General features: G+C 63.5%; 21 protein-coding genes and 1 pseudogene. 6 read left to right on the top strand and 16 right to left on the bottom strand.

From position 1 onward, the window contains the following. Positions 1-55: 55 nt before the first annotated feature. The 3 genes from pcaF (at position 56) to AAGS40_RS22010 (ending at position 2,581) form a co-directional block, all read left to right on the top strand. Positions 56-1,258, top strand: a complete 1,203-nt coding sequence (gene pcaF, locus AAGS40_RS22020) for a 3-oxoadipyl-CoA thiolase (RefSeq protein WP_345814965.1) — start codon at positions 56-58, stop codon at positions 1,256-1,258. A gap of 257 nt (positions 1,259-1,515) precedes the next feature. After that, complete coding sequence (locus tag AAGS40_RS22015) at positions 1,516-2,100, top strand: hypothetical protein (RefSeq protein WP_345816542.1); 585 nt, start codon at positions 1,516-1,518, stop codon at positions 2,098-2,100. A gap of 25 nt (positions 2,101-2,125) precedes the next feature. Then, positions 2,126-2,581 carry a lysozyme inhibitor LprI family protein gene (locus AAGS40_RS22010; protein WP_345814963.1) on the top strand — a complete coding sequence of 152 codons (456 nt, stop codon included), beginning with the start codon at positions 2,126-2,128 and terminating at the stop codon, positions 2,579-2,581. On the opposite strand, the pseudogene AAGS40_RS22005 reads toward AAGS40_RS22010, so the two are convergent. After that, positions 2,578-3,081 (bottom strand): annotated as a pseudogene (locus AAGS40_RS22005) (GNAT family N-acetyltransferase). The gene AAGS40_RS22010 and the pseudogene AAGS40_RS22005 overlap by 4 nt on opposite strands. 228 nt (positions 3,082-3,309) lie before the next feature. Between AAGS40_RS22005 and AAGS40_RS22000 the strand changes: the two are divergent. Then, on the top strand, positions 3,310-3,780 hold the full coding sequence (locus tag AAGS40_RS22000) for a response regulator (RefSeq protein ID WP_345816541.1): 471 nt from the start codon (positions 3,310-3,312) through the stop codon (positions 3,778-3,780). 134 nt (positions 3,781-3,914) lie between these two features. Here AAGS40_RS22000 and AAGS40_RS21995 read toward each other — a convergent pair whose 3' ends face one another. The 14 genes from AAGS40_RS21995 to AAGS40_RS21930 all read right to left on the bottom strand — a co-directional run bounded on the left by AAGS40_RS21995 (position 3,915) and on the right by AAGS40_RS21930 (position 17,912). Continuing rightward, the gene (locus AAGS40_RS21995) at positions 3,915-5,687 is read right to left on the bottom strand and encodes a pilus assembly protein TadG-related protein (protein ID WP_345814962.1); all 1,773 of its coding nucleotides are present in this window, start codon (positions 5,685-5,687) and stop codon (positions 3,915-3,917) included. Positions 5,688-5,785: 98 nt separating this feature from the next. Continuing rightward, entirely contained in the window at positions 5,786-6,460 is a 675-nt protein-coding gene (locus AAGS40_RS21990) for a pilus assembly protein (protein WP_345814961.1), read from the bottom strand. After that, positions 6,457-7,077, bottom strand: a complete 621-nt coding sequence (locus tag AAGS40_RS21985; RefSeq protein WP_345814960.1) for a TadE/TadG family type IV pilus assembly protein — start codon at positions 7,075-7,077, stop codon at positions 6,457-6,459. Before AAGS40_RS21985 ends, AAGS40_RS21990 begins: the two co-directional genes overlap by 4 nt. A gap of 17 nt (positions 7,078-7,094) precedes the next feature. Beyond that, entirely contained in the window at positions 7,095-7,958 is an 864-nt protein-coding gene (locus AAGS40_RS21980; protein ID WP_345814959.1) for a tetratricopeptide repeat protein, read from the bottom strand. After that, positions 7,955-8,911, bottom strand: coding sequence for a type II secretion system F family protein (locus AAGS40_RS21975; RefSeq protein WP_345814958.1), 957 nt, complete (start codon positions 8,909-8,911; stop codon positions 7,955-7,957). The genes AAGS40_RS21980 and AAGS40_RS21975 overlap by 4 nt, the downstream gene beginning before the upstream one ends. Before the next feature lie 16 nt (positions 8,912-8,927). Next, positions 8,928-9,902, bottom strand: coding sequence for a type II secretion system F family protein (locus tag AAGS40_RS21970; RefSeq protein WP_345814957.1), 975 nt, complete (start codon positions 9,900-9,902; stop codon positions 8,928-8,930). Further along, entirely contained in the window at positions 9,899-11,422 is a 1,524-nt protein-coding gene (locus AAGS40_RS21965) for an ATPase, T2SS/T4P/T4SS family (RefSeq protein WP_345814956.1), read from the bottom strand. Before AAGS40_RS21965 ends, AAGS40_RS21970 begins: the two co-directional genes overlap by 4 nt. Then, entirely contained in the window at positions 11,419-12,636 is a 1,218-nt protein-coding gene (locus tag AAGS40_RS21960; protein WP_345814955.1) for an AAA family ATPase, read from the bottom strand. The genes AAGS40_RS21965 and AAGS40_RS21960 overlap by 4 nt, the downstream gene beginning before the upstream one ends. A 28-nt stretch (positions 12,637-12,664) precedes the next feature. Continuing rightward, the gene (locus AAGS40_RS21955) at positions 12,665-13,051 is read right to left on the bottom strand and encodes a CpaD family pilus assembly lipoprotein (protein ID WP_345814954.1); all 387 of its coding nucleotides are present in this window, start codon (positions 13,049-13,051) and stop codon (positions 12,665-12,667) included. 9 nt (positions 13,052-13,060) lie between these two features. After that, a complete protein-coding gene (locus AAGS40_RS21950; RefSeq protein WP_345814953.1) occupies positions 13,061-14,524 on the bottom strand; it encodes a type II and III secretion system protein family protein in 1,464 nt (487 codons plus the stop codon). Between the two features lie 56 nt (positions 14,525-14,580). Further along, positions 14,581-15,654: a Flp pilus assembly protein CpaB gene (gene cpaB, locus AAGS40_RS21945; RefSeq protein WP_345814952.1), complete on the bottom strand. Its 1,074-nt coding sequence runs from the start codon at positions 15,652-15,654 to the stop codon at positions 14,581-14,583. A 22-nt stretch (positions 15,655-15,676) separates the two neighbouring features. Next, on the bottom strand, positions 15,677-16,255 hold the full coding sequence (locus tag AAGS40_RS21940; RefSeq protein ID WP_345814950.1) for a prepilin peptidase: 579 nt from the start codon (positions 16,253-16,255) through the stop codon (positions 15,677-15,679). Between the two features lie 53 nt (positions 16,256-16,308). Then, positions 16,309-16,485: a Flp family type IVb pilin gene (locus tag AAGS40_RS21935; RefSeq protein WP_345814949.1), complete on the bottom strand. Its 177-nt coding sequence runs from the start codon at positions 16,483-16,485 to the stop codon at positions 16,309-16,311. A gap of 500 nt (positions 16,486-16,985) precedes the next feature. Then, positions 16,986-17,912 carry a LysR family transcriptional regulator gene (locus AAGS40_RS21930; RefSeq protein WP_345814948.1) on the bottom strand — a complete coding sequence of 309 codons (927 nt, stop codon included), beginning with the start codon at positions 17,910-17,912 and terminating at the stop codon, positions 16,986-16,988. Between the two features lie 106 nt (positions 17,913-18,018). On the opposite strand from AAGS40_RS21930, the gene AAGS40_RS21925 reads away from it, so the two are divergent. Together AAGS40_RS21925 and AAGS40_RS21920 are read left to right on the top strand one after the other, a co-directional pair. Further along, positions 18,019-18,900 (top strand): aldo/keto reductase family oxidoreductase, encoded by an 882-nt coding sequence (locus AAGS40_RS21925; RefSeq protein ID WP_345814947.1) that lies wholly within the window; start codon positions 18,019-18,021, stop codon positions 18,898-18,900. Between the two features lie 194 nt (positions 18,901-19,094). Next, a complete protein-coding gene (locus tag AAGS40_RS21920; protein WP_345814946.1) occupies positions 19,095-19,958 on the top strand; it encodes an alpha/beta hydrolase family protein in 864 nt (287 codons plus the stop codon). 27 nt (positions 19,959-19,985) lie between these two features. Here the strand turns inward: AAGS40_RS21920 and AAGS40_RS21915 are convergent, their stop codons facing one another. After that, on the bottom strand, positions 19,986-21,278 hold the full coding sequence (locus AAGS40_RS21915; RefSeq protein ID WP_345814945.1) for an aspartate carbamoyltransferase: 1,293 nt from the start codon (positions 21,276-21,278) through the stop codon (positions 19,986-19,988). Positions 21,279-21,312: the final 34 nt, after the last annotated feature.

Raw genomic sequence — 21,312 nt, 5'->3', positions numbered from 1 at the left:
CGGCCGCCATCCGTAGGCAGCGCCGGGCGCGCCGCCTGTCAACTGGAGACATCACATGACCGAAGCATTCCTGTGCGACGCAATTCGCACCCCTATCGGCCGCTATGCGGGTTCGCTGTCGTCGGTTCGAGCCGACGATCTCGGCGCGGTCCCGCTAAAGGCGCTGATGGAGCGCAACAAGGACGTCGACTGGAAAGCGGTCGACGACGTGATCTACGGCTGCGCGAATCAGGCCGGCGAAGACAACCGCAATGTCGCGCGCATGTCGCTGCTGCTGGCGGGTCTGCCGCTCGAGGTGCCCGGCTCCACGGTCAACCGCCTGTGCGGCTCGGGTATGGACGCGGTTGCCATCGCCGCGCGCGCTATTAAGTCGGGCGAAGCCGCGTTGATGGTGGCGGGCGGCGTCGAGAGCATGAGCCGCGCGCCGTTCGTCATGGGCAAGGCGACGAGTGCGTTTTCGCGCCAGGCCGAAATCTACGACACGACGATCGGCTGGCGTTTCGTCAACCCGCTGATGAAAAAACTCTACGGCGTAGATTCGATGCCGGAAACCGGCGAGAACGTCGCGACCGACTACAACATCAGTCGTGCCGATCAGGACGCGTTCGCGCTGCGCAGCCAGCAGAAGGCCGCGCGCGCGCAACGCGATGGCACGCTTGCGCAGGAGATCGTCGGCGTGACGATCGCGCAGAAAAAGGGCGATCCGATCACGGTGTTGCAGGACGAACATCCGCGTGAAACGAGCCTCGAAGCGCTGGCGAAACTGAAGGGCGTGGTCCGCCCGGACGGCACGGTTACGGCCGGCAACGCGTCCGGCGTGAATGATGGCGCAGCGGCGCTGCTGCTCGCGAATGAAGAGACCGCGAAGCGCTTCGGCCTCACGCCGCGTGCACGTGTGCTCGGTATGGCAACAGCGGGCGTCGCGCCGCGCGTAATGGGCATCGGGCCCGCGCCTGCCACTCAGAAGTTACTCGCACGTCTTGACATGACAATCGACCAGTTCGATGTCATCGAGTTGAACGAAGCATTCGCGTCGCAGGGTCTTGCGGTGCTGCGCGCGCTCGGCGTGGACGATGACGACGCGCGCGTGAATGCGAACGGCGGCGCAATTGCGCTTGGCCATCCGCTTGGCATGAGCGGCGCGCGCCTCGTGACGACTGCCATGTATCAACTGCATCGCACGCACGGACGCTTTGCGCTGTGCACGATGTGCATTGGCGTCGGGCAGGGTATTGCCATTGCCATTGAGCGTGTTTGAGCAGTGTGATGGGTTAGCGGTTGCAACCCGCCGCTCGAATCGCCCAGCCTGACCAGACAGCCCCGTCGTTCGCGCGACGGGGCTTTTTGTTTGGCTGCGTGGTATGCCGTGAGCCTGAAAGCCGGTGAAAAAAACGTTGTTGTTTCCTGTCTCATGCACTAGTACTGATGAGCACGGCTTGCAAATCACATTTTCAATAAATGGAGCGCATTGCCCGGCACTTACAATCTTTTTATTCTTTCAGGGAGCACATGATGATCAAGGCAGCGACGTTTGGGGCAGTGCTCATGGCCGCGGCTTTCACCGCAGCCCAACCGGCGTCGGCGCAGGATGCGATGGCGAGCGCCGCGCAGAGCATAGTGAGTGGCGTCGAGCCTGTGCACATCAAGGCGGAGATCGTCGGCATCGATCCGGGCAGTCGCACGCTCACGTTGAAGGGGCCGAACGGTAACGCGGTGGTCGTGCTGGTGGGCCAGCAGGTAGAAGGCTTTGATCAATTGAAAGTCGGCGATCGCGTCGACGCGCTTTACAAGAACGCGTTACTCGTCAAGGCCGAAAAAGTCACTGGCAAGGACAAAGGCATTCGCAAGCGGGTCGATACGCAGGCCTATACGCCGGCGTCGGGCGGCTTTGAAGCGGCACGTCAGATCGAGGTGCTCGCCACTGTCCAGAAGATCGACCACAAGAAGCGCCTCGTCACGCTGCGTGGTCCTTATCAAACGCAAACGCTGCAAGTCGGACCCGACGTGGATCTGGAAGAACTCAAGGTCGGCGACACGGTGCATGCGGTGTTCGTGTCGGCAGCGGCTGTGCAGGTCACGCCGCAAGTGGCCACACAGTAGGCACTGGGCCATCGCAGGTTGAAGCATGCGAGCTGAGCGCGTATCGGGCGCGCTCCCATGTCACTTCGTGCGCCGTTCTTTCTGCCCGTCTTTCACGCGAGGAATCTCAATGACGATAAAGCCCGGTCGCCATACCAGGCGCGCATCACGCGTGGCGATGCTGCTAGCGTTGGCGACCACATCGCTGCCAGCGTTCGCTGCCAGCTTCGACTGTACGCGCGCGCGGCAGCCCGACGAGAAAGCTATCTGCGCTTCGCGATCGCTCAGTGAAATGGACGTGGAAATGTCCGTGCGGTTTCAGATGATCACCGGCCTCGTCGCCATGGGCACGCGTGGCGACATGGGGGAAGCCCAGCAGGCGTGGTTGAAGCAACGCCACGCCTGCGGCGCCAACCGCGCGTGTTTGCAGACCGTCTATCAGGAACGCATCAAGACGCTCAAGGACGAGTACGCACAACTCGCGAGCCGTGGGCCGTTCTAAGCCTGATCGCTATTGGCTGCAGATCCGCGCGCGGCCGTGAGATCGCACTCGAGAAACAACGCGCCTGGAATCGGGTTGAACACATACGGCGCGATTGGCTGGAATCCAAGAGACGCATAAAGCTGTCGCGCTGACTGCATGTCCGAAAGCGTATCGAGACGAATATGCGTGTAACCCGCGTCTTTCGCTAGCTGGCAGATCAGCGTAGCCAGCCGCCGTCCCACTTGTCGGCCGCGGCCGGAAGGCCGCACATACAGCCGCTTCATTTCGCAGAGCGTGCCCTCCAACGGCCGCAGCGCAACGCAGCCGAGAATCTCGCCCGCCTCCTGCGCGAGCAAAACCTAGCCGCGCGGTGCGGCGAACTTGCCGGGCAGGTCGGCCAGTTCCGTTTCAAAATCCTGAAAGCTCAGATCGATGTTCAGGCTCTGTCCATATTCGCGAAAAATCGCGCGCACGGCATCGGTCTCATCGGGAAAGCGGGCGGCCCGAATCTCCAGCATGCAATCGTCTCCGTAATAGGGGGTGAAATGGGTCGGGATGTCCGGAAACCGGAGAGCGCAAAGGAATTGCGCGTCCGTCGTGACGTGTTGAAGTGAAGTTTCTACAACGAATCCGGCTCGATTCACACCGTCCGTGCTCGTTCGACCCTATGCGCGATCAGGAGGAGACCCGCGTCTCTGTTAATTCCCGCAGCAGAACGGGCCGGACTCTTGTCTCACGTGGAAAAAATGTCGCGAGCGGTGGCGGTTGGCGTCATTATCACCTCGATCGGCCTGCGTGGAACAGGTCTTGCAACTGCTGCGGGCGATGACAATAACGTTTTAACTCGGCGGCCCGTGATGCATTCAATTCTGCTAGTGGACGACGAGCCGGAGATTCTCGCGGCGTGGCGGCTAATACTTGAAAACGAAGGTTATGAGGTGCAATGCGCGAGCAACGGCGTCGAGGCGGTCGAGCGTGTGACCGCCGGTGTCCCTGACCTGATTATTACCGACTGGATGATGCCTTTGATGGACGGCGCCGAGCTATGCCGCCGCCTGAGAACAATGCCGGCGATAGCCAACGTGCCGATCCTGATTCATACGGCGGTGCCGCCGCCGATGATCGAGGTGCGTGATTGGGACGTCTGTCTGCGCAAACCCGTCGGCGCGGAGCTTTTTCTGACCACGGTCGGGCAGCTGTGCAGCCGGCGCAGATGATCCGTCGCGCGTGGCGCAGCGGCGGAGCGGCGCGGCGGCGCTCGCGATCAAGGCGTGACCGTCTGCGCCAGCGTGCTTCGCAGGTGTGCCGCGCGCATTGCACCGTACCGTTCGACCGCCGGGCCGCCCCGGCTTCACTTCACGAGCCGCAGCTCGCTCAAACCGCCAGCGATCTGTCCGAACGTTTGCTGCAGCGTCGCGTTATCCGGCGCGTGAAAATAGTGATTCGCGTCGGTCGCGCAGGCGAGCATCGACTTCTGCGCCTCGCTGCTCGCCGAATCCGCGCCGAACGTAATCGCATAGATGATGATGCCCTCGGCCTTCATTTTGGTGCATAGCGCGAGCTGGAACGTATTCAGATCGTCGACATAGCCCGCATTTCCGGCGCTTGGGTCGGTCGGACTATTGTTATGTAATTCCGCCGAGTCGATGCGCCCATTGGCCAACGACGTACTGTCGCTGCGCGTGACGCTCGGCACGGGTAGCGTCGCGTTGCCCACGCCGCTCAGTCCGTTGAAATAGATCGCGTTCGGGAAGGTGCCGGTACCGCTCACCTGATTCTGGCCGTCGGTGAGTACGATCAGCACGCGCTTGAGTCCCAGCTTGTCGGTCGGATAGGGCAGAGTCGGGCTGCCCCAACCCGTGGGTCCGGCCCAGTCGGGCGAAAGCATGCGCCAACTCCACAGGATGCCAAGCGGAATGATCGTCGAGCCGGCCGCGTTCATGCCTTTAATGGCGGTGCTGAGGGCGGACTGATCCGAACTCAGGAAGACCACCTTCTGCGAGATGCAGTCGGCGTTTTGCGTGTACGTGGAGTTGGTGGTGGCGCTGCGCTGCGCCCAGACCCGTGTGAGACCCGAGTAGGGGTCCGTTGCGTAAATGTTGCCGGGCTCGCCATTCGGATTGGGTTTGCCGTTCGAGTTGATCGCGAACGGCACGCTGTTCACGGTGGTGTCCGGCGAGGACGAATTGGACTCGCAGGTCTGAAATGAGCCGCTCGCACAGGTCTGCACCTGCATTCCCGTGGACGGCGCGTTGTAGTAGTACTTCTTGAAGAGTTTTGCCCCGGGCTTATAGGTCTGTATATCCAGCACGCCGTTCTGTTCATCGGGCTGTCCGCTGCTGTTCAGGCGCGGTTCGATCACGCAGCCCGACCAGTTGCTTTCGCTAACGCCATTCGTGTTGAACGAAGGCAGCGGCCCGAACCAGTTGCTGGCGCTGGCAATGCTTTTGACGTTCACGGTACTCGCGAACGGCACGAGACCGATCACCGCGTTGCCGGGAGGCGGCGTGCTGCCGTCGCCGAGCATCAGCGTAACGAGCGTGGAGGCGGCGTCGCGCAAGCCCTGGATCTTGCTCGCGCCGCCGTTGCCCGTCGCGCTGTTGCCCATCGAGCCGGTGTTGTCGAGCGCCATCACCAGTTCGAGATTGGTTTCGTTGCGACGCATCGCCTGATTCGACGCGGTGACCGTGTTCGACGCAATCGACAGCAGGCCGGCAGACCACAGCGGCACGGTGGCGTTGACCTGCACGGAAACGATCTGCCCGGCGCCTAGCGAGCCGCTGACACTCGCCGTGAAGCTATCTGGATCAACCGTTCCGCCGACGTAGCCGTCCGGTATGTTGCCCATCAGATAGTTGTACGCATTGGTCTTCCACGCGGTCAACTCGCTGCCTTGCAAGGTCGGATAGAGGCTCAGGTTCACGCTGGCCGCGATCGTCGCGGCGTCGAGCGCGTTCTGCAGCCTCGACTGCATCAGGTGCGTGCGCATCAGATCGATTCCGCCGAGCAGGCACATCAGGATCAGCCCGGTGCAGACGGCAAAGACCGGCGTGACCGCGCCGCGCTCGCCAATTCGCGAGCGTGCAGAGCAGCATGCACGCAGTGCTCGTGAAATGCGTGTCATGAGTGACGCGACGCCGCGAACCGCACGCGGCGTCGGCAAGGTGGCCAGCGGGGATGACGTGGATGGCATGACTGTCCGGGACGGTGGCGGGAGGGCGCTCATGATGAAGTGAGTTGAACCACCGTCTTGCGCGGCCGTGCGTACACCACCTCGTAGACCGTGACGACGCCTGGCGCATCGGCCCAGAACGCAGAGGTCATCAGATAGGGATTGAACTGGTAGAAGACCTCCACCGCGATCGCCGAGTCACCGCTATAGAAAGGCCACGCCGGGGGCGTGAAGCCTGCCGGCAGCCGCGATTTCTGATTGGGGCTGTTCGCCCCGGCCTTCGGCGAGACGACTCGCCAGAGTTTCGCCGGCACACCTTTATCGCCTACTTTGCCGAGTGCGTCCGGATCGGTGCAGTTGTTTGATACCGAATCGCAGATCGACGTGATGATCACCTCGCCGCGGTTGGCGAAATCGAGCGGCCTGGCGATCGCGTCCGCTGCATACCAGTACGTGCCGATGTTGTTCGCGCTTGCCGTGTTGTTCACGTTGGCGATGCTCGGTTTCTGCCCGATGGTGTCCGCGAGCGTGAAGGCCACGCGCTCGGCAGCCGAGATGGTGCGCAAATACAGATACAGTTCGGTGAAGCCGAGCATCATCAGCAGAATGAGCGGCACCAGGACGGCCGTTTCGATCCCGGCCACGCCGTGATCGGAGAGCCAGAAGCGTTTGACGCCGGAGCGTCCGGCGCGCTGACGGCAGCGGCGAATCAGTGAGCGCATCATGATGAAGGTTCGTTCTGCACGATGAACGTGCGTGAAAATACCAGTTGAGGAATGCCAAACAATTCGGGAATGCCGGTGAAACTGGACATGGTGATCGTCACCGTGTAGCTCACCACGTCGTCGTAATTACCCGTGCCGTTCACGCCGAGATCGGCGTCCCAGACACCGTTCTTGTTCACGTCGACGAAAGGGTCGCCTTGCACGTAGTGGCCGACATGGCCGACGTCCGTATAAGGCTCCGCGCCCGCCGAGCCGTCGTAAGACGGATAGACCTTGCTGGTGATGTTGAACGTCAACGCACGCGGCAGCCAGACGGACATCGTGTTCTTGATGCTGTCGTTGACCGCGTCCTGCATGTTGGCCTCGCCGGTGGGCGGCAGCGTGGTGATGCCCAGGCGCGACGCGCGTTGCACTGCGGTTTCGACCGTCGCATCGACCCACAGGTCGAGGCCGGTTTCCACGAGTCCCAGCAACAGGAACACGACTACCGGCGACACGAGTGCGAATTCGACCGCGGTCACCGCGCGGTCGTCCGTGCGCAGTCGCCGGACGACGCGGTGCAGCGCACGCCCGAGGGCGCGGCCCGGCCTGAACAGTGTGCGGAAGCGAGCGTGCACGGGTAGCCTTGGTCAGTCTAGGGCGCGATGCCGGTGTCGGTCGCGGCCGGGCCACGCACGGGCGGCGCGTCGGACGCGGGCTGCTTCGCCAGCAATGCACGGACGGCGTCGTAATAGCGCAGATCGTCGTTGACCGACCCTTTCGGCAGATCGACCGACAGGATCCGGCCGGCCGCGTCGTCGTTGCCGAGCACGCCGTAGGCGAGCGCGAGATTCTGACGCGCCTGCGGCGGTGCGCTCGGGCTGTTCGCGACGTCGAGCAGCAGGTTCGCACCTTCGCGCGGCTGGCCATCGAGCACCAGTGAGAGTCCGAGATTCGTGCGCAGCGCGACGTCGCCCGGCGTGGCGACGAGACCCTTGCGATACACCGACTGCGCGTCGCTATGCCGCCCGCTCATGTCGTACGCGGTGCCGAGACCCGCATATGCGACCGCGTCCGCCGGATTGGCGGCGACGAGCGGCTGATACAGCAGGATCGCATCGGCGAAGCGGCGCTCGCGGATCGCGACACGCGCGAGGCCGAGACGCGGGCCGCGCGCGCCCTTCGCGATCTGCCCGGCGCGTTCGTAGAGCGCGCGCGCGTGGCTCATGTCGCCCTCGATATAGTTCGCTTCGGCGAGACCAAGCAGCGCCTCGGTCGAATCCGGGTGCGCGGCCAGCTCGCGCTCGTAGATGGACGCGGCCATCTGCACGTTGCCGCCTTGCAGCGCGGTGTTCGCGATGTGCAACTCGCTTGCCGTGCTGGGCGACGTGTTGAGCACCGTGGGCCGTGGCATGGGAATCTGCGCGCGCGGCGCGGATGAACCGCAGGCTGCGAGCAGCGTGGCGGCGAGCAGGGCGGAGGCGCACAGCGCGGCGCGGGCGACGAGTGTTGAGTTCATTTGAGCAGGTCTTTGAATACCGACCCCAGCGTCAGGATTGCGGGGCCGCACGCGATCATGACGACCGTCGGCAGGATGAAGATCATCATGGGCAGCGTGATCTTCGGGGGTAGCTTGGCGGCTTTTTCTTCCATGGCCATCAGGCGCGCGGCGCGTTCGCTGCGTGAGAGCACCCGCAGCGCCTGGGTGATCGGCGTGCCGTATTGCATCGATTGAATGAGCGTGGAAACGAGGCTGCGCGCCGAGGGCAGATCGACACGTTCCGCGAAGTTGCGCAGTACAGCGGTACTGTCGCCGCCGAGTTGCAGTTCGTTCGCGGTGAAGGTGAGCTCCTGCGCGAGCGCCGGCGCCATCAGCGCGATTTCGGACGACACGCGCCGGATCGCCACGCTCAGACTGTTGCCGGCGTTCGTGCAGATCACGAGCAGGTCGAGCGCGTCAGGCAGATAGAGAGAAATCTCGTTGCGACGGCGCCGCGAGTACCACGCGAGCGCATACTCGGGAACGATCATGCCGATCATGAAGCCGCCCAGAAAGGCGAACGCGCGCATGATGAAGTACTCGCCGAAATTCGGCACATCGGCAAAGACGATGAATGCAGGAATCGCGAACGCGAGGCCCGCGAAGAACTTGGTCGCGACCAGCAGCGCGGTGGCACGGCGGCTGCGAAAACCCGCGCGCACGAGGGTTCGGGTGAGCGCCGCGCGGCGCTTCGCGTCAAGCAGCGGCAAACGCTCGCCGAGGTCGGCAATGCGCCTGAGGAGGCGCTTTGTCAGCGTGTCGTCGGTCTCTTCGATCTCACTCGTGGTGGTGATTTTCAGCGCGTTCAGCATGCGCACGCGATCGGCCACGCGCTCCGCAGGGCCGCTGCGCACGCGGTAATAGACGTACGCGAGCGTCAACAGCAGCGCGCACAGGCCGAGATCGAGCAGGTTTCTGGCGGAGAAGGGCATGGTCGGTCCTGAGCGTTCAGCGGGCGCCGTCGAGATTGGACATCTTCGCGATCACGAACAGGCCCGTGGCGAGTAGTCCCGCTGCCGTCACCAGAATGGTGTGCCCGGACGGTTCGGAGAACAGCAGCATCACGTAATCGCGGCTGACCAGATAAAGAATCCCCAGAATCACGAACGGCACCGCGGCGATGATCTTGCTGGCCACGCGGGTTTCGCCGGTCAGCGCGCGGGTTTTGAGCCGCAGATCGCGGCGCGCGCGAATGATCGCGGAGAGGTTCTCGAGCGTTTCTCCCAGCTGGCCGCCTGTCTCGCGTTGCAGCAGTAGGCATACGGAGAAGAACGAGAAATCGGGAATCTGGATGCGCTTCACGGCCACTTCGAGCACCTCGTCCACGCCGATGCCGACCTTCAGCGAGTTACCCATCGTGTTGAATTCGGAGCGCACCGGCTCGGCGCCCTCGTTGCCCGCCGCGACGATGGCCTGGGCGACGGGCACGCCCGCGCGCACCGCGCGGATGATGAGGTCGAGCGTGTCGGGAAACGCGTTGATGAAGCGCAGTTGATAATGCGCGACGAGCTTCTGATACAGACGCACCGTCAGGAACACCATGATCGCGAGCGCCGCGAGCGGCGTGCCCCAGCCGGGCAGCGGCGAGTAATGCAGCGCGGCGACGCTGGCGGAGTACATCGTCACCGCGGCGCTCGCCACGATCACGACGCCGCGCGGTCCTGCGACGATCTTCAGCCGGTCCAGACGCGCGTCGAGCCACGCCTTGGCCGGGTGGTTGCTCACCTGCGCGCGAAATCCGCTTGCCGCGCGTTCGCCGGCGATGCTGTCGCGTGCGCCGTGGTGCTGCGCGATCACGGCGAGGCGCGCCTTGATGAGCGCGGGCGCGCTCGAGCGCGCCGAGCCGATCAGAATGCGCACGATCAGGCCCACCAGCAGCGAGCCGACGAAGACCGAGGCGGTGACGATATCGACCGGGCTCATGACTGCATCGCTTCCTGAAGCGCTTCTTCAAGGCCGTAATAGGCAGCGCGCGCCGAAAACGCGGGCCGCACCGACGACACTTCGAACGTGCCCTTGACTTCCTCGTTGAAAGAGCTTGCGTCGTAGCGGAAAGTGAACAGGTCCTGCGTGATGATCACGTCGCCTTCCATGCCGGCCACTTCGGTGACGCGCGTAATGCGGCGCATACCGTCGCGCATCCGCTCGATCTGCAGGATCAGGTTCACCGCGCTCGCGATCTGGCGGCGGATCGACAGCAGCGGCAGATTGCCGTTGGCCATCATCACCATGCTTTCGATCCGCGTGAGCGCGTCGCGCGGCGTGTTCGCGTGGACCGTGGTCATCGAGCCGTCGTGGCCGGTATTCATTGCCTGCAGCACGTCGAATGCTTCCGCGCCGCGCGTTTCACCGAGGATGATCCGGTCAGGCCGCATCCGCAGCGCGTTCTTCACGAGATCGCGCTGGTTCACGCCGCCAAAGCCCTCGGTATTGTCCGGGCGCGTTTCGAGGCTTACCACGTGGGGCTGCTGCAGCTGCAGTTCGGCGGCGTCTTCGATGGTGAGAATGCGTTCGCGCGCGTCGATGAAGTGCGACATCGCGTTGAGCAGCGTGGTTTTGCCGGAGCCCGTGCCGCCCGAAATGATCGTATTCAGACGGCAGGCGCTCGCGATCTTGAGCACGCGCATCATGGGTTCGGACAGATTGCCCTGCTGCGCCATCCGCGCGAGCGTGATGTTGCGCTTGCTGAACTTCCGGATCGCGATACATGCGCCGCGCAACGCGAGCGGCGGCAGTACCACGTTGACGCGGCTGCCGTCGGCCAGACGCGCGTCGACCATCGGACTGCTCTCGTCCACGCGCCGCCCGACCGCCGCGGCGATGCGCTGCGCGACGTTCACCACGTGCGCGTTGTCGCGGAACTTCAGCGGCGTCAACTCCAGCCTTCCGTGACGTTCCACGTACACCTGGTCGGAGCCGTTCACCAGAATGTCGGTGACGGTATCGTCGGCGAGCAGCGGTTCGATCGGGCCGACGCCGAACATGTCGTTCAGGATCTCGTCGACGATCTGGTTCAGTTCGACCTGCGTCACATTCAGGCGATCGCGTTCGACGATCTGCGCACCGATCTGTTCGATGCCCTTGCGAACCTGCGGACGCGATTGCGCGACCACTGCCGACACGTTCATCCCGGCATACACGGCCGTGCGGATGATCCGGAAGTTTTCGGAGCGGATCAGCGCTTCGTTGCCTTCGTTGCTCGTGAAGCTCGCCGCGCCAAGACCCGCGATGCCGGAGACAGCGGCCGGCGCACTGCTGGCCGGCGCGTGCGAAGTGTGTGGAGTGTGCGAAGCGTGCGGCGCGTGGCTGCCGTGATGGGCAGGCGCACCCGCTTCCGCCTTGTTCGACGGCAGTGACGCGGCGCGGTCGATTGCGTTGAGCGCGTCCAGCGCGCTGGATTGCGACGCGGTGTCGAGCGTATCGCCTTTCTGTCCGAACATCATGCGCTCCTGCGTTTGAGGCGGCGCGAGAGCCAGCCTGACTGCGCGAGTACCGGCTGTCCGGTCAGCTCGGCGCTCAGCTGTTCGATCGCGGCGCCGAACGCCGACGAGGACGCGACGCGGCCGGCGTCGCCGAGGTTCTCGGCGGTTTGCACGGCGCGCCCGTCGTAAGGCACTTCGGCCTGAACCACGCGGCCTACCGCCTGCATGAAGTCGTTGGTTTTGACCTGGGCGGCGATGGCAGGCGCAGGATTGTTCAGAACCAGCGAAGCGGCCGGCGTGCCCGAGCGGCTCTCGATATAGCGGAACAGGCGCGGTGCATGCCGCGCGGAATGCACCGAGTGGTCGCCGACCACGAACACGCGGCGTGAAGCCGAGATGGCCTCTTCGGCGATGGCGGACTGCACGTTCGGCACGTCGAGCACGACATAGTGGAAGCTGTTTTTCAGCACGCCGATCAGCGCGGCGAGGCCCCCTGGCGGCGGCGTGAAATCCGCACCGTAATCGAGTTCGGCCGACAGCACGAAGAAGCGGTTGCCCTTGGAGAGCAGCGTGCGCTCCAGATACTGGGGGTCAAGCCGGTGCACGTTGGTGAGCGCGTCTGCAAGTCCGTTGTTGCTTTCGAGACCGAGCAGCGAGTGCACCGCGCCGCCGCGCAGATTCACGTCGATATAGGCGACCCGGCGGTGCGTGTCCGTGGCGAGATGCTGACCGATCGAGAGTGCGAGTGTGGTCACGCCCACACCGCCGCGCGTGCCGATGAAGCTCACCACCTTGCCGGCGCGCCCCGAGCTGATCGTGGCGCTGGTGTCGCCGTCGAGCGTGCGCTGCAGCAGTTCGAGCGCGATCGGCTTGACCATGTAGTCGGTCACGCCGAGTTGCAGCAGGTTGCGGAACAGGCCGACGTCGTTGCGATCGCCGAGCACGAACACCTTGACCGACGGTTCGCATACCTGCGCGAGCCGCGCGAGATCGGACACGGGCATCGACGAGCCCGTGATGTCCACGAGCAGCCGCGACGGCGAGCGTTCGGCGCTTTTGAGAAATTCGATTGCCGCGTCGATGTCGCCCACTGCCACGTGCGCATGCGGCAGCATGTGGTCGAGCACGTAGCGGCGGACCGCGCCTTCGCTGTCGCGATCGGCCACGAAGGCGAGAAATTCGCACGACTTGGTGGCTTGCGCGGCGCCGGGTTTGATCAGGCTGATGAGACTCATATTGCGTTCCTGCGAAGGATCGGGGTCATCACGGCTTTTCCTGTTGACGCGTGGTGGTCGCGTCGAGCGGCGTAACCTGGTCCGTCTGGTAGCGGCGCACGCCGGCGGCGGCGACCGCGCCGTCCGCGGGGCCGAGCGGCAGCGGCGTCACGATGTCGGCCGGGCGCGCGATCTGTGCGGCCAGGTTGCTATAGGTCGCGCAGCCGAACGCGATGCTCGGACGGCGAAAACCCGCGTTCGAGACGAGCGACTTGCGTTCCAGTTCGGCGCAGTCCGGACCGATGACCGAGTGGCCGTCATACGACAGCGTGGACGCGTCCGGCATGCCGATCGACGGCTTGGTGAAGCAGCCGCCGAGCAGCGTGCAGGCGGCCACGCCGAGCGCGGCGCAGATCAGTGAGCGAGTGGCATTCATGGTGCGGGCTCAGTAAATGAAGCCGGCCGCGCCGACGAGGCGAGGCGTGTGAGCGGACAGCGGATCCAGTCCGATCTTCTTCTGATAGGTGTACTCGACGTCGCTGCTCGGGCTGAGCACCGCCATCGAATCCGTCGGCGTGCGCAGCCGGCCCGGATCGACCGGCTGCACGATGTACGGGGTCACGATGACGACCAGTTCGGTCTTGTTGTTCTGATAGTTCGTCGACGTGAACAGTTTGCCGAGCACCGGCAGCGAACCGAGTCCGGGCACCTGCGAGATCACGTCGTTGGTGTTGGCCTGCAACAGGCCGCCAATCGCGAAGCTCTGCCCGCTGGACAACTCGACGGTGGTATCGAGGCGGCGCACCGACAGCCCCGGAATCGTAATGCCGCCGGTCGTGATGCTCGCGGTCGAATCGAGCTGGCTGACTTCGGGCCGCACTTTCAGGCTGATATGGTTATCGGCCAGCACGGTGGGCGTGAAATCGAGCTTCACGCCGAACTGCTTGAATTCGACCGTGATTGCGTTGTCCTGCTGCTGGATCGGAATCGGAAACTCGCCGCCTGCGAGAAAGCTCGCGGTCTGGCCCGAGAGCGCGACCAGATTCGGCTCCGCCAGCACGGAGATGAGGCCCTCCTGGTTCAGCGCGTCGATCAGCGCCTGGATCGAGCTATGCCCCGTGCTGAAACCGCCGAGGAACGAAAAGTTGTTGTTGCTCGGCAGGTTGATCGTGGTCGGCGTGGTGTTCAGGTTCAGGATCTGGCGGCCGCTGAACACGCCGGTCGAAAAGTTGCCGGCAAAGTTGCTGATCGTGTTCCAGTTGATGCCGAGCTGCTGCGTGACGTTGCGATCGATCTCCGTGATCCGCACGCGCAACTGAACCTGCAGCGGACGCGGAATTGACAGCCGGTTGATCAGCTGTTCCTTTTCTTTCAGATACGGTGTGAGCGTCTGGACGATCGCGTCGGCTTCGGCGGCGTTGTCCACGTCACCGGAAATCATCAGCGAGCCTGGCGCGCTGATCAGTTGCAGATGCAGGGCAGGGAAGCGGGCGCGCAGGATCGAATCGAGCGTGGTCACGTCCTGGCTCACCACGATGGTCTGCCGCAACACCTGCTTGTTGTTGGCGCCGAGTACATACAGCGTCGTCGTGCCGGCTTTCTTGCCGAGCACGAACACCGCGCGCGGATTCGGCACGTTCACGTCGGCGATTTCGGGATCGGCCACGAACACGGCAGTGGCGGGCTCCGTCAGGCGGACCATCTCACCTTTCCCGGCAGCCACGGTCAGTTGCGCTTCGTTGCCTGCGGCCGCGGACTGCTGCGATGACGCAGCGGCGTGCGCGACGATCGGCGTGCGAGCCGGCGAATGGGGCGCTTCGAGGACAGCCGCGTGGCCTGCCGCGCACGCGAGCGACGCAGTGAACGACAGCAGAACGGCGGCGCAGAGCGACTTGTGCGAAACAGACATGACAGGTAGTTCCGGTGAAGCATTCGATTCGAAGCGACGTGCAATCATGATGGGGCTCATTGCGCCACCGGAACGCCGTCGACAAACTGTTGCGCGATGGGCTTGATGCCGCCGCCATTGCCGCCATTGCCGCTGTTACTCTTCGCCGGCTGCCCGGACGGTGTCTGCTTGACGGCGCCGGGCAGCGCCATGCCGGACGGAATGGGCGGCAGCGGCGGCGTGCCCGAACTCCACGCACCGCCCGACTCGCTGCCGACCGCGCTCTTGTCCGAACCGCGGAACACCTGCACCGGAGCATCGACTGGCACGGCGCGTACGGCCTCGGGTTGCGTCGCGGGTGCGCTCGCGCGCTGTACGCGCGCGGCGTGCGTGATGTCACCGGCGTACACCGGCGGCGGCGCGTCTTCGATCGCATCGCTGGCCGCGTTCACCACCGCCGTGCGCGCAAAACTGCGCAGCGCGAGCGAGAGGCTGCCGAGTTTGGCGGCCACGGCGATCACTTCGGCGCGGTGCGGCGTGACTTCGAGCGTGACGGTGCGCGCGGTGCCGTGCGAATCCACATCGGAGGTGTTGCCCTTGGGGCGCTGGAATTGCGACCCCACCGCGAGCACGCGCACCCGCTGGGCGACGGTTTCGCTCGTGATCGACATATCGCGCGACGCGTCCTGCCGATCCAGTTGCTGGGTCATCAACAGATCGACGTAATCGCCTGGCTGGATCAGACCGGCGTTGCCCGACACGTCGTCGATTGCCACGGAGACGGCGCGCATGTCCGGTTTCAGCGTTGCGGCGAGGAAACCCGGGTCATTCGCGGGAATCACGTCCGCGCTCACGATCACCGTGCCTTTCGTAATGGGATGGCGCAACAGTGCGCCTTTCAGTTCCGTGCCCTCCGCCCCCTTGACGATCGCGCCGCTCGGCACATCGCCGTTCTCGACGCTGCGCCAGCCGAAATCGCTGTCACGCAGCAACAGGCCTTCGGGCAGATCCGCGCCCGCGACGCGAATCATCTTGCTCGACTCGACCGGCGCGGGCGTGTTGCTCGACGCGTTCAGAAACAGCGTGCGGGCAAGAACCGCAAAAATGCCTGCAGCCACGACCAGCAACAGGAGTTTGAATGTATTGGACATGACGGCGGCCGGGGCTGGAAGCTTAGAAACGAGGCAAACGGAAAATCACGGGCAACCACAAACCAGCGGTACCGCCCAACGCAAGTGCAACGCCATATGGCACGCCGCGCTTTGCGGAGAGCCAGTAGGCGAGTTTGTCGCCGGCGCTGCGCGGCCTGAGTGGTTGCCGGTCGGTGGCAGCGGCAGTGCCCACGGCGGCCGAAGCGGCGAAAGCTGCCGCGTTGGCGCGCTCGCGTCGGCGAGTAAGGCGGGTTGCGACGAGGCTGCAGGCGGCCAGCGGCAGGCCTGCAACAGAAATCAGCAGCAGGACGGGCCACGCGAGCGCAGTGCCGGTCCACACAAAAATCGCAGCGGCCAGCTTGACGTCGCCGCCGCCGATCCAGCGCAGCGCGAACAGCACGAAGCCGATGGCGAACACGGCGAGTGCGACCGCGCCATGCGAAAGAATGAGGTGAAGCGAGTCGCCCGCGATTAACGCGTCGACGAAATAAAGCGCGCCCACCACGGCGACGAGCCGCGTCGGCAGCCGGCGATGGCGGATGTCATGAGCCGCGAGCGCGCAGAGCGCGACGCTGGCGAGAAGACGGATGAGAGTGGACACGAATTGGACTCAAGTGGCGGCGGTGCGATGCAACAGCACCGCCGTGCTCACACTTACCGGGCAGCAGCAGTGTTTGCGCTCGTGATCTTTGTGTTGCTCGTGGCGAACAGCGTGGTGATGTTGCCCTTCATCGTGATTGCGCCGGCCGTTACCGCACCGACGATCAATGCCGCGAGAATTGCATACTCAATGGCGCTGACGCCACGTTCGTCCTTTGCAAAGCGCTTCATCAGTTGACGCATTTGATTAACCCCTTTTCCATGTTGAAGGCTTCCTCTTCGATGATGCGATTGCACGACATCCAGGGAAGTGAGGCCAATCGTAGCCAGAAAGGGCAAAAAGAATTTACTTAAATACGACCCGAAACATGGCTCAATTCGGGCTAAAGTTTTTATTGGAATTGCCGAAAGACGTCGCAGCTTTGCTCCCCCTTGATAGAGAGAAAAGTGCTTATTTCAGAGCGGGGAAAGCGGAGAGGAAAAACGCGGAAGCGACTGGGAAGAATTTACTGCAAAGCCAATGAAAGATCGGCCTGCGCTTGCGTTTCATCTTGCATCACACCAAACGTTTGCGCAACACCTGCCTGTGTGATGTGAAACTTAGGACGAACCCTGATCAAGCTGACAGCGACGCTATTCTGCCTCAACAACGGCCATTAGCGGAGAGCCTGCATAGCAAAAAGAGAAGCGTTCTCCGGAAGGCCGTATTTATTACCAAGTTGTATCCGCAACTAATTGAAGAGAGAACTTTTGGACTCACTGGCCGAATTGCTTTCCTTCAAGAAATCGACAAAGGCACGCAACGGCGCGGGTAAATGCCGCCGCCCAGGGTAATAGAGAAATGGACCCGAAAATGTCTGCCACCACGGCACGAGAATCGGTTCGAGCGCGCCGCTGTCGAGATGCACGCGCAGCATGTCTTCGAACAGATGGACGACGCCGACGCCCGCCACCGCCGCGCTGACGGCAAGATCGATCGCAGCGCCTGGCCGAACCAGTAACGGGCCCGCAGGATTTAACGCAAGCACTTCGCCGTCGCGCTCGAAGAACCACGTCGGCATGGCGCCGCCTGAGAACTGGCCGCGCAGGCAAGCATGATCGAGTAACTCGCGCGGATGGTCCGGGCGCCCATGCGCGTCGAGATAAGCGGGCGCCGCGGCTGTTGCGAAGCGTTGAATGCGCGGGCCGACCGGTATCGCGATCATGTCCTGCTCGAGCCGCTCGTCGTAGCGAATCCCCGCGTCGCACCCAACCGACAGTACGTCGACGAAACCATCCTCCACCACCACTTCCACCCGAATATCCGGGTAAGTTTTCAGGAACGGCGCAATGATGCCCGGCAACACGATGCGCGCGGCGCTCGAGGGCACGTTCAGCTTCAGCGTGCCGCTGGGTTTGTCCCGAAAGCCGTTGAGCACGTCCAGCGCGGCTTCCATCTCGCTGAATAACGGCGTCAACTTTTCGAGCAGACGCATCCCCGCCTCGGTCGGCGCGACGCTGCGCGTCGTGCGGTTGAGCAGCCGCAGGCCGAGCCTGGTTTCGAGCCGCCGTACGGCGATGCTCAGGCTCGACGCGGACACGCCGCTCACGCGCGCGGCGTCCCGAAAGCCGCCGGCACGCGCAACAGAAACGAAGGCAGCAAGATCGTTGAGTTCCATCAGGTCTTTGTGCAAAAGATTGAACAACCCGTGCACGTTAGCCCTGTTTATTGAACACCGCAATCCGGTCCATACTCGGCGTCAGCCACTTATCAAGGAGAGCGTGATGGCAAATGCCACTTATTCCGACACATTCGAGCTGGCCGGACGCACGGTTCGGCGCATGGGTTATGGCGCAATGCAGCTGGCGGGCCCAAGCGTGTTCGGGCCGCCGAAGGACCACGACGCAGCACTCGCCGTGCTGCGCGAAGCAGTCGCGGCGGGCGTCAATCACATCGATACCAGCGACTTCTACGGCCCGCACGTCACCAATCAGCTGATCCGCGAAGCGCTGCATCCTTATCCGGACGATCTCGTGCTCGTGACCAAACTCGGCGCGGTGCGTGACAGTCAGGGCGGCTGGTTGCCGGCAATTTCACCGGAGGATCTGAAGCGCGGCGTTCACGACAACCTGCGCAATCTCGGTCTGGATGTGCTGGAAATCGTCAATATGCGGATCATGGGCGACATTCATGCGCCGTCCGAAGGGTCGATCGAAAAGGAAATCACCGTGCTTGCCAAACTCCAGCAACGCGGCCTGATTCGCCATATCGGCCTGAGCAATGTCACACCCACGCAAATCGAAGAAGCGCAGCGGATCGCAAAGATTGTCTGCGTGCAGAACCACTACAACCTCGTGCATCGGCATGACGATGGGTTGATCGACAACCTCGCCGCGCAAGGCATTGCTTATGTGCCGTTTTTTCCGCTGGGCGGCTTTACGCCGATCCAGTCGTCGGAGCTCTCCGAGCTTGCGCAGTCCGTCAACGCGACACCCATGCAGCTTGCGCTCAACTGGCTTTTGCATCGCGCACCGAATGTGCTGCTGATTCCTGGCACGTCGTCGGTCCAGCATCTGCGCGAGAACCTGCAGGCGGCGCATCTCGATCTGAGCGCGGAAGTGCGCGCGAAGCTGGATGCGATCGGCGGTGCCGGCCAGCATGCATGAGCGGCCGCACGGGTCGCGACGTAGACCAGTTTTGCGGCTCACATGGAACGGGCGAGCGTCGGCCTTAACAGCCTGACGGATCGTATGCTGGGCTGAAATATGGTTGTAAGTCCCTGTTGCTAGAGTCGTTCGCTGAAATTTGCCGCCGGGTGCGACGCGGTTTGCTTCAGCCACGGAAAGGGGAGAGCGACACTATGAATCTGGCGCGTGCGTTCTGGCTCATTCTGACGCTTCTCACCGCCGCGCCCGCTTGGGCTTACCAGACGCGCGTGGTCACCATTCCCAGCATGGCGATGCACAAGTCGTTCGAGGCGACGGTCGTGCTGCCCGATGTGTATGTGGGCGGTCCGGCGGACAAGCGTTTCCCGGTCGTCTATCTGCTGCACGGGTCGGGCGGCGACTATACCGACTGGACCTCGAATTCGCCTATTGGCAAGCTGGCGGACCGCTATCACATGATCCTCGTGATGCCCGACGGCGGCCATGAAAGCTGGTATATCGACAGTCCGGTCGATCCCCGCAGCCTCTACGAAACCTATGTCGGCACCGAAGTCGTGCGTTATGTGGACGCGCATTTCCGCACGATCGCGGCGCGGCAGGCGCGCGCGATCACGGGCCTGAGCATGGGTGGATTCGGCGCATTGCATATTGCACTGGACCGGCCCGACGAGTTCGGCGCGGCGGGCAGTATCAGCGGCGCGGTGGACCCGCGCGGCTGCGAAGATGAACCGGGCATCGACGACGTGTTCGGCGACCCGACCCGTCATGCGGATTTCTGGAACAACGAGGCGATCGTCGCAAACGCGAGGAGCTTCGGCGATGCGCATATCGCGTTGACGATCGATTGCGGTGTGGACGACTCGCTCGTCGGATCGAATCGCACGCTGCACGAAAGGCTCGTCGAACTCGGCGTGCCGCATGATTACGCGGAGCGTCCGGGCGGCCATACGTGGGCGTACTGGTCGAACGCGGTGCGGTATCAGGTGCTGTTCTTCGCTGGCGCGTTCAGACACTACGCGGTCAGCGCCACGATCGGCTCAGGCGGCGCCGCAGGCTGAGCCTCGCCGCTTTCTGCACTGCTGATTTCAGTCGATGCCATGAAACACGGCGTCGTCCGGGCCGAGATAGGCGGGCGGTCGCCACGCGGCGTCGCGCATCGAATGTTGAACCAGTTTTTCCACGCCCAGCAATACCGCGAAAATCGCCATTCGCACCGGAATGCCGTTGTCGGTCTGGCGAAAAATGGCAAGCCGCGAATCGTGATTCAGATCCACGCTCAGATCGTTCGCGCCCGGCCGGCTGTCGCGCGGCAACGGATGCATGATCAACGTGTCCGCGCCGCATACGCTGTCCACGAGCGCCTGATTGATCTGGAAGTCCGGCGTATAGCCTTCGAACGACTCGTCGGTGAAGCGCTCTTTCTGGATGCGCGTGGCGTACACCACGTCGGCGCCGCGCAGGCCGCTCGCCAGATCGTTCGTCTGCTCGATCACGTGCCCGTTGCGCGAAATCTGCTCGATGATATAAGCCGGCATGTCGAGCATGGGCGGCGAAATCAGCGTGAACTTGATGCCGCGATACAGCGCCAGCAATTTGACGAGCGAATGGACCGTGCGCCCGTACTTGAGGTCGCCGACGAGCGCAATATGCGCGCCGTCGACGATCTTGCCGAGGCGCGAGAACTCACGCTGGATCGTGTACAGATCGAGCAGTGCCTGGCTCGGATGCTCGCCGGGACCGTCGCCGCCGTTGATGACCGGCACGTTGGTCGCGCGCGCGAATTCGGCCACCGACCCCTGCTCCGGATGGCGGATCACGAGCGCATCGACATAGCCGCTCATCACGCGGCTGGTGTCGTAGATCGATTCGCCTTTCGCCATCGACGAGAACGTGAAGCCGGTTGTGTCGCACACCGAGCCGCCCAGCCGGCAGAACGCCGCGCCGAAGCTCACGCGCGTGCGCGTGCTGGCCTCGAAGAACAGATTGCCGAGCACCGCGCCTTCCAGCACGCGGGAGATTTTCCGGCGGCGCGCGATGGGCTGCATGATGTCCGCCACGCGAAAGAGCGCTTCCACCGACTCCCGGGAGAACTGATCGACCGACAGCAACTGCGGTTTGCCCTCGAACAGCATCTGGCTGGCCAGAGAGTGAGAGTCTACGCTCTGCGTATAGGTTTGCGCCGACTCGCCCTGCACGACGATCTCCGACACGAAGCGCTCCACGATCTCCGGCATGGCGCGCGATTCCTGCGAATCGTCGGGCAGAAGCCACGTGTCGAGCGCCCGCCGCGATACGCCAATGCGGCTCGCGAACGTGTCGCGGGTCATGTTCAGGCGACGCATCGCATCGCGTAGGAAGGCTTGCTGCGGAACGCTCATGGAGACACCTTCTGGAAAATGAATCGCGGGAAAT

It is taken from the genome of Paraburkholderia sp. PREW-6R, assembly GCF_039621805.1.
Lineage (GTDB): Bacteria > Pseudomonadota > Gammaproteobacteria > Burkholderiales > Burkholderiaceae > Paraburkholderia.
This window is presented reverse-complemented; position numbering and strand designations above follow the sequence as displayed.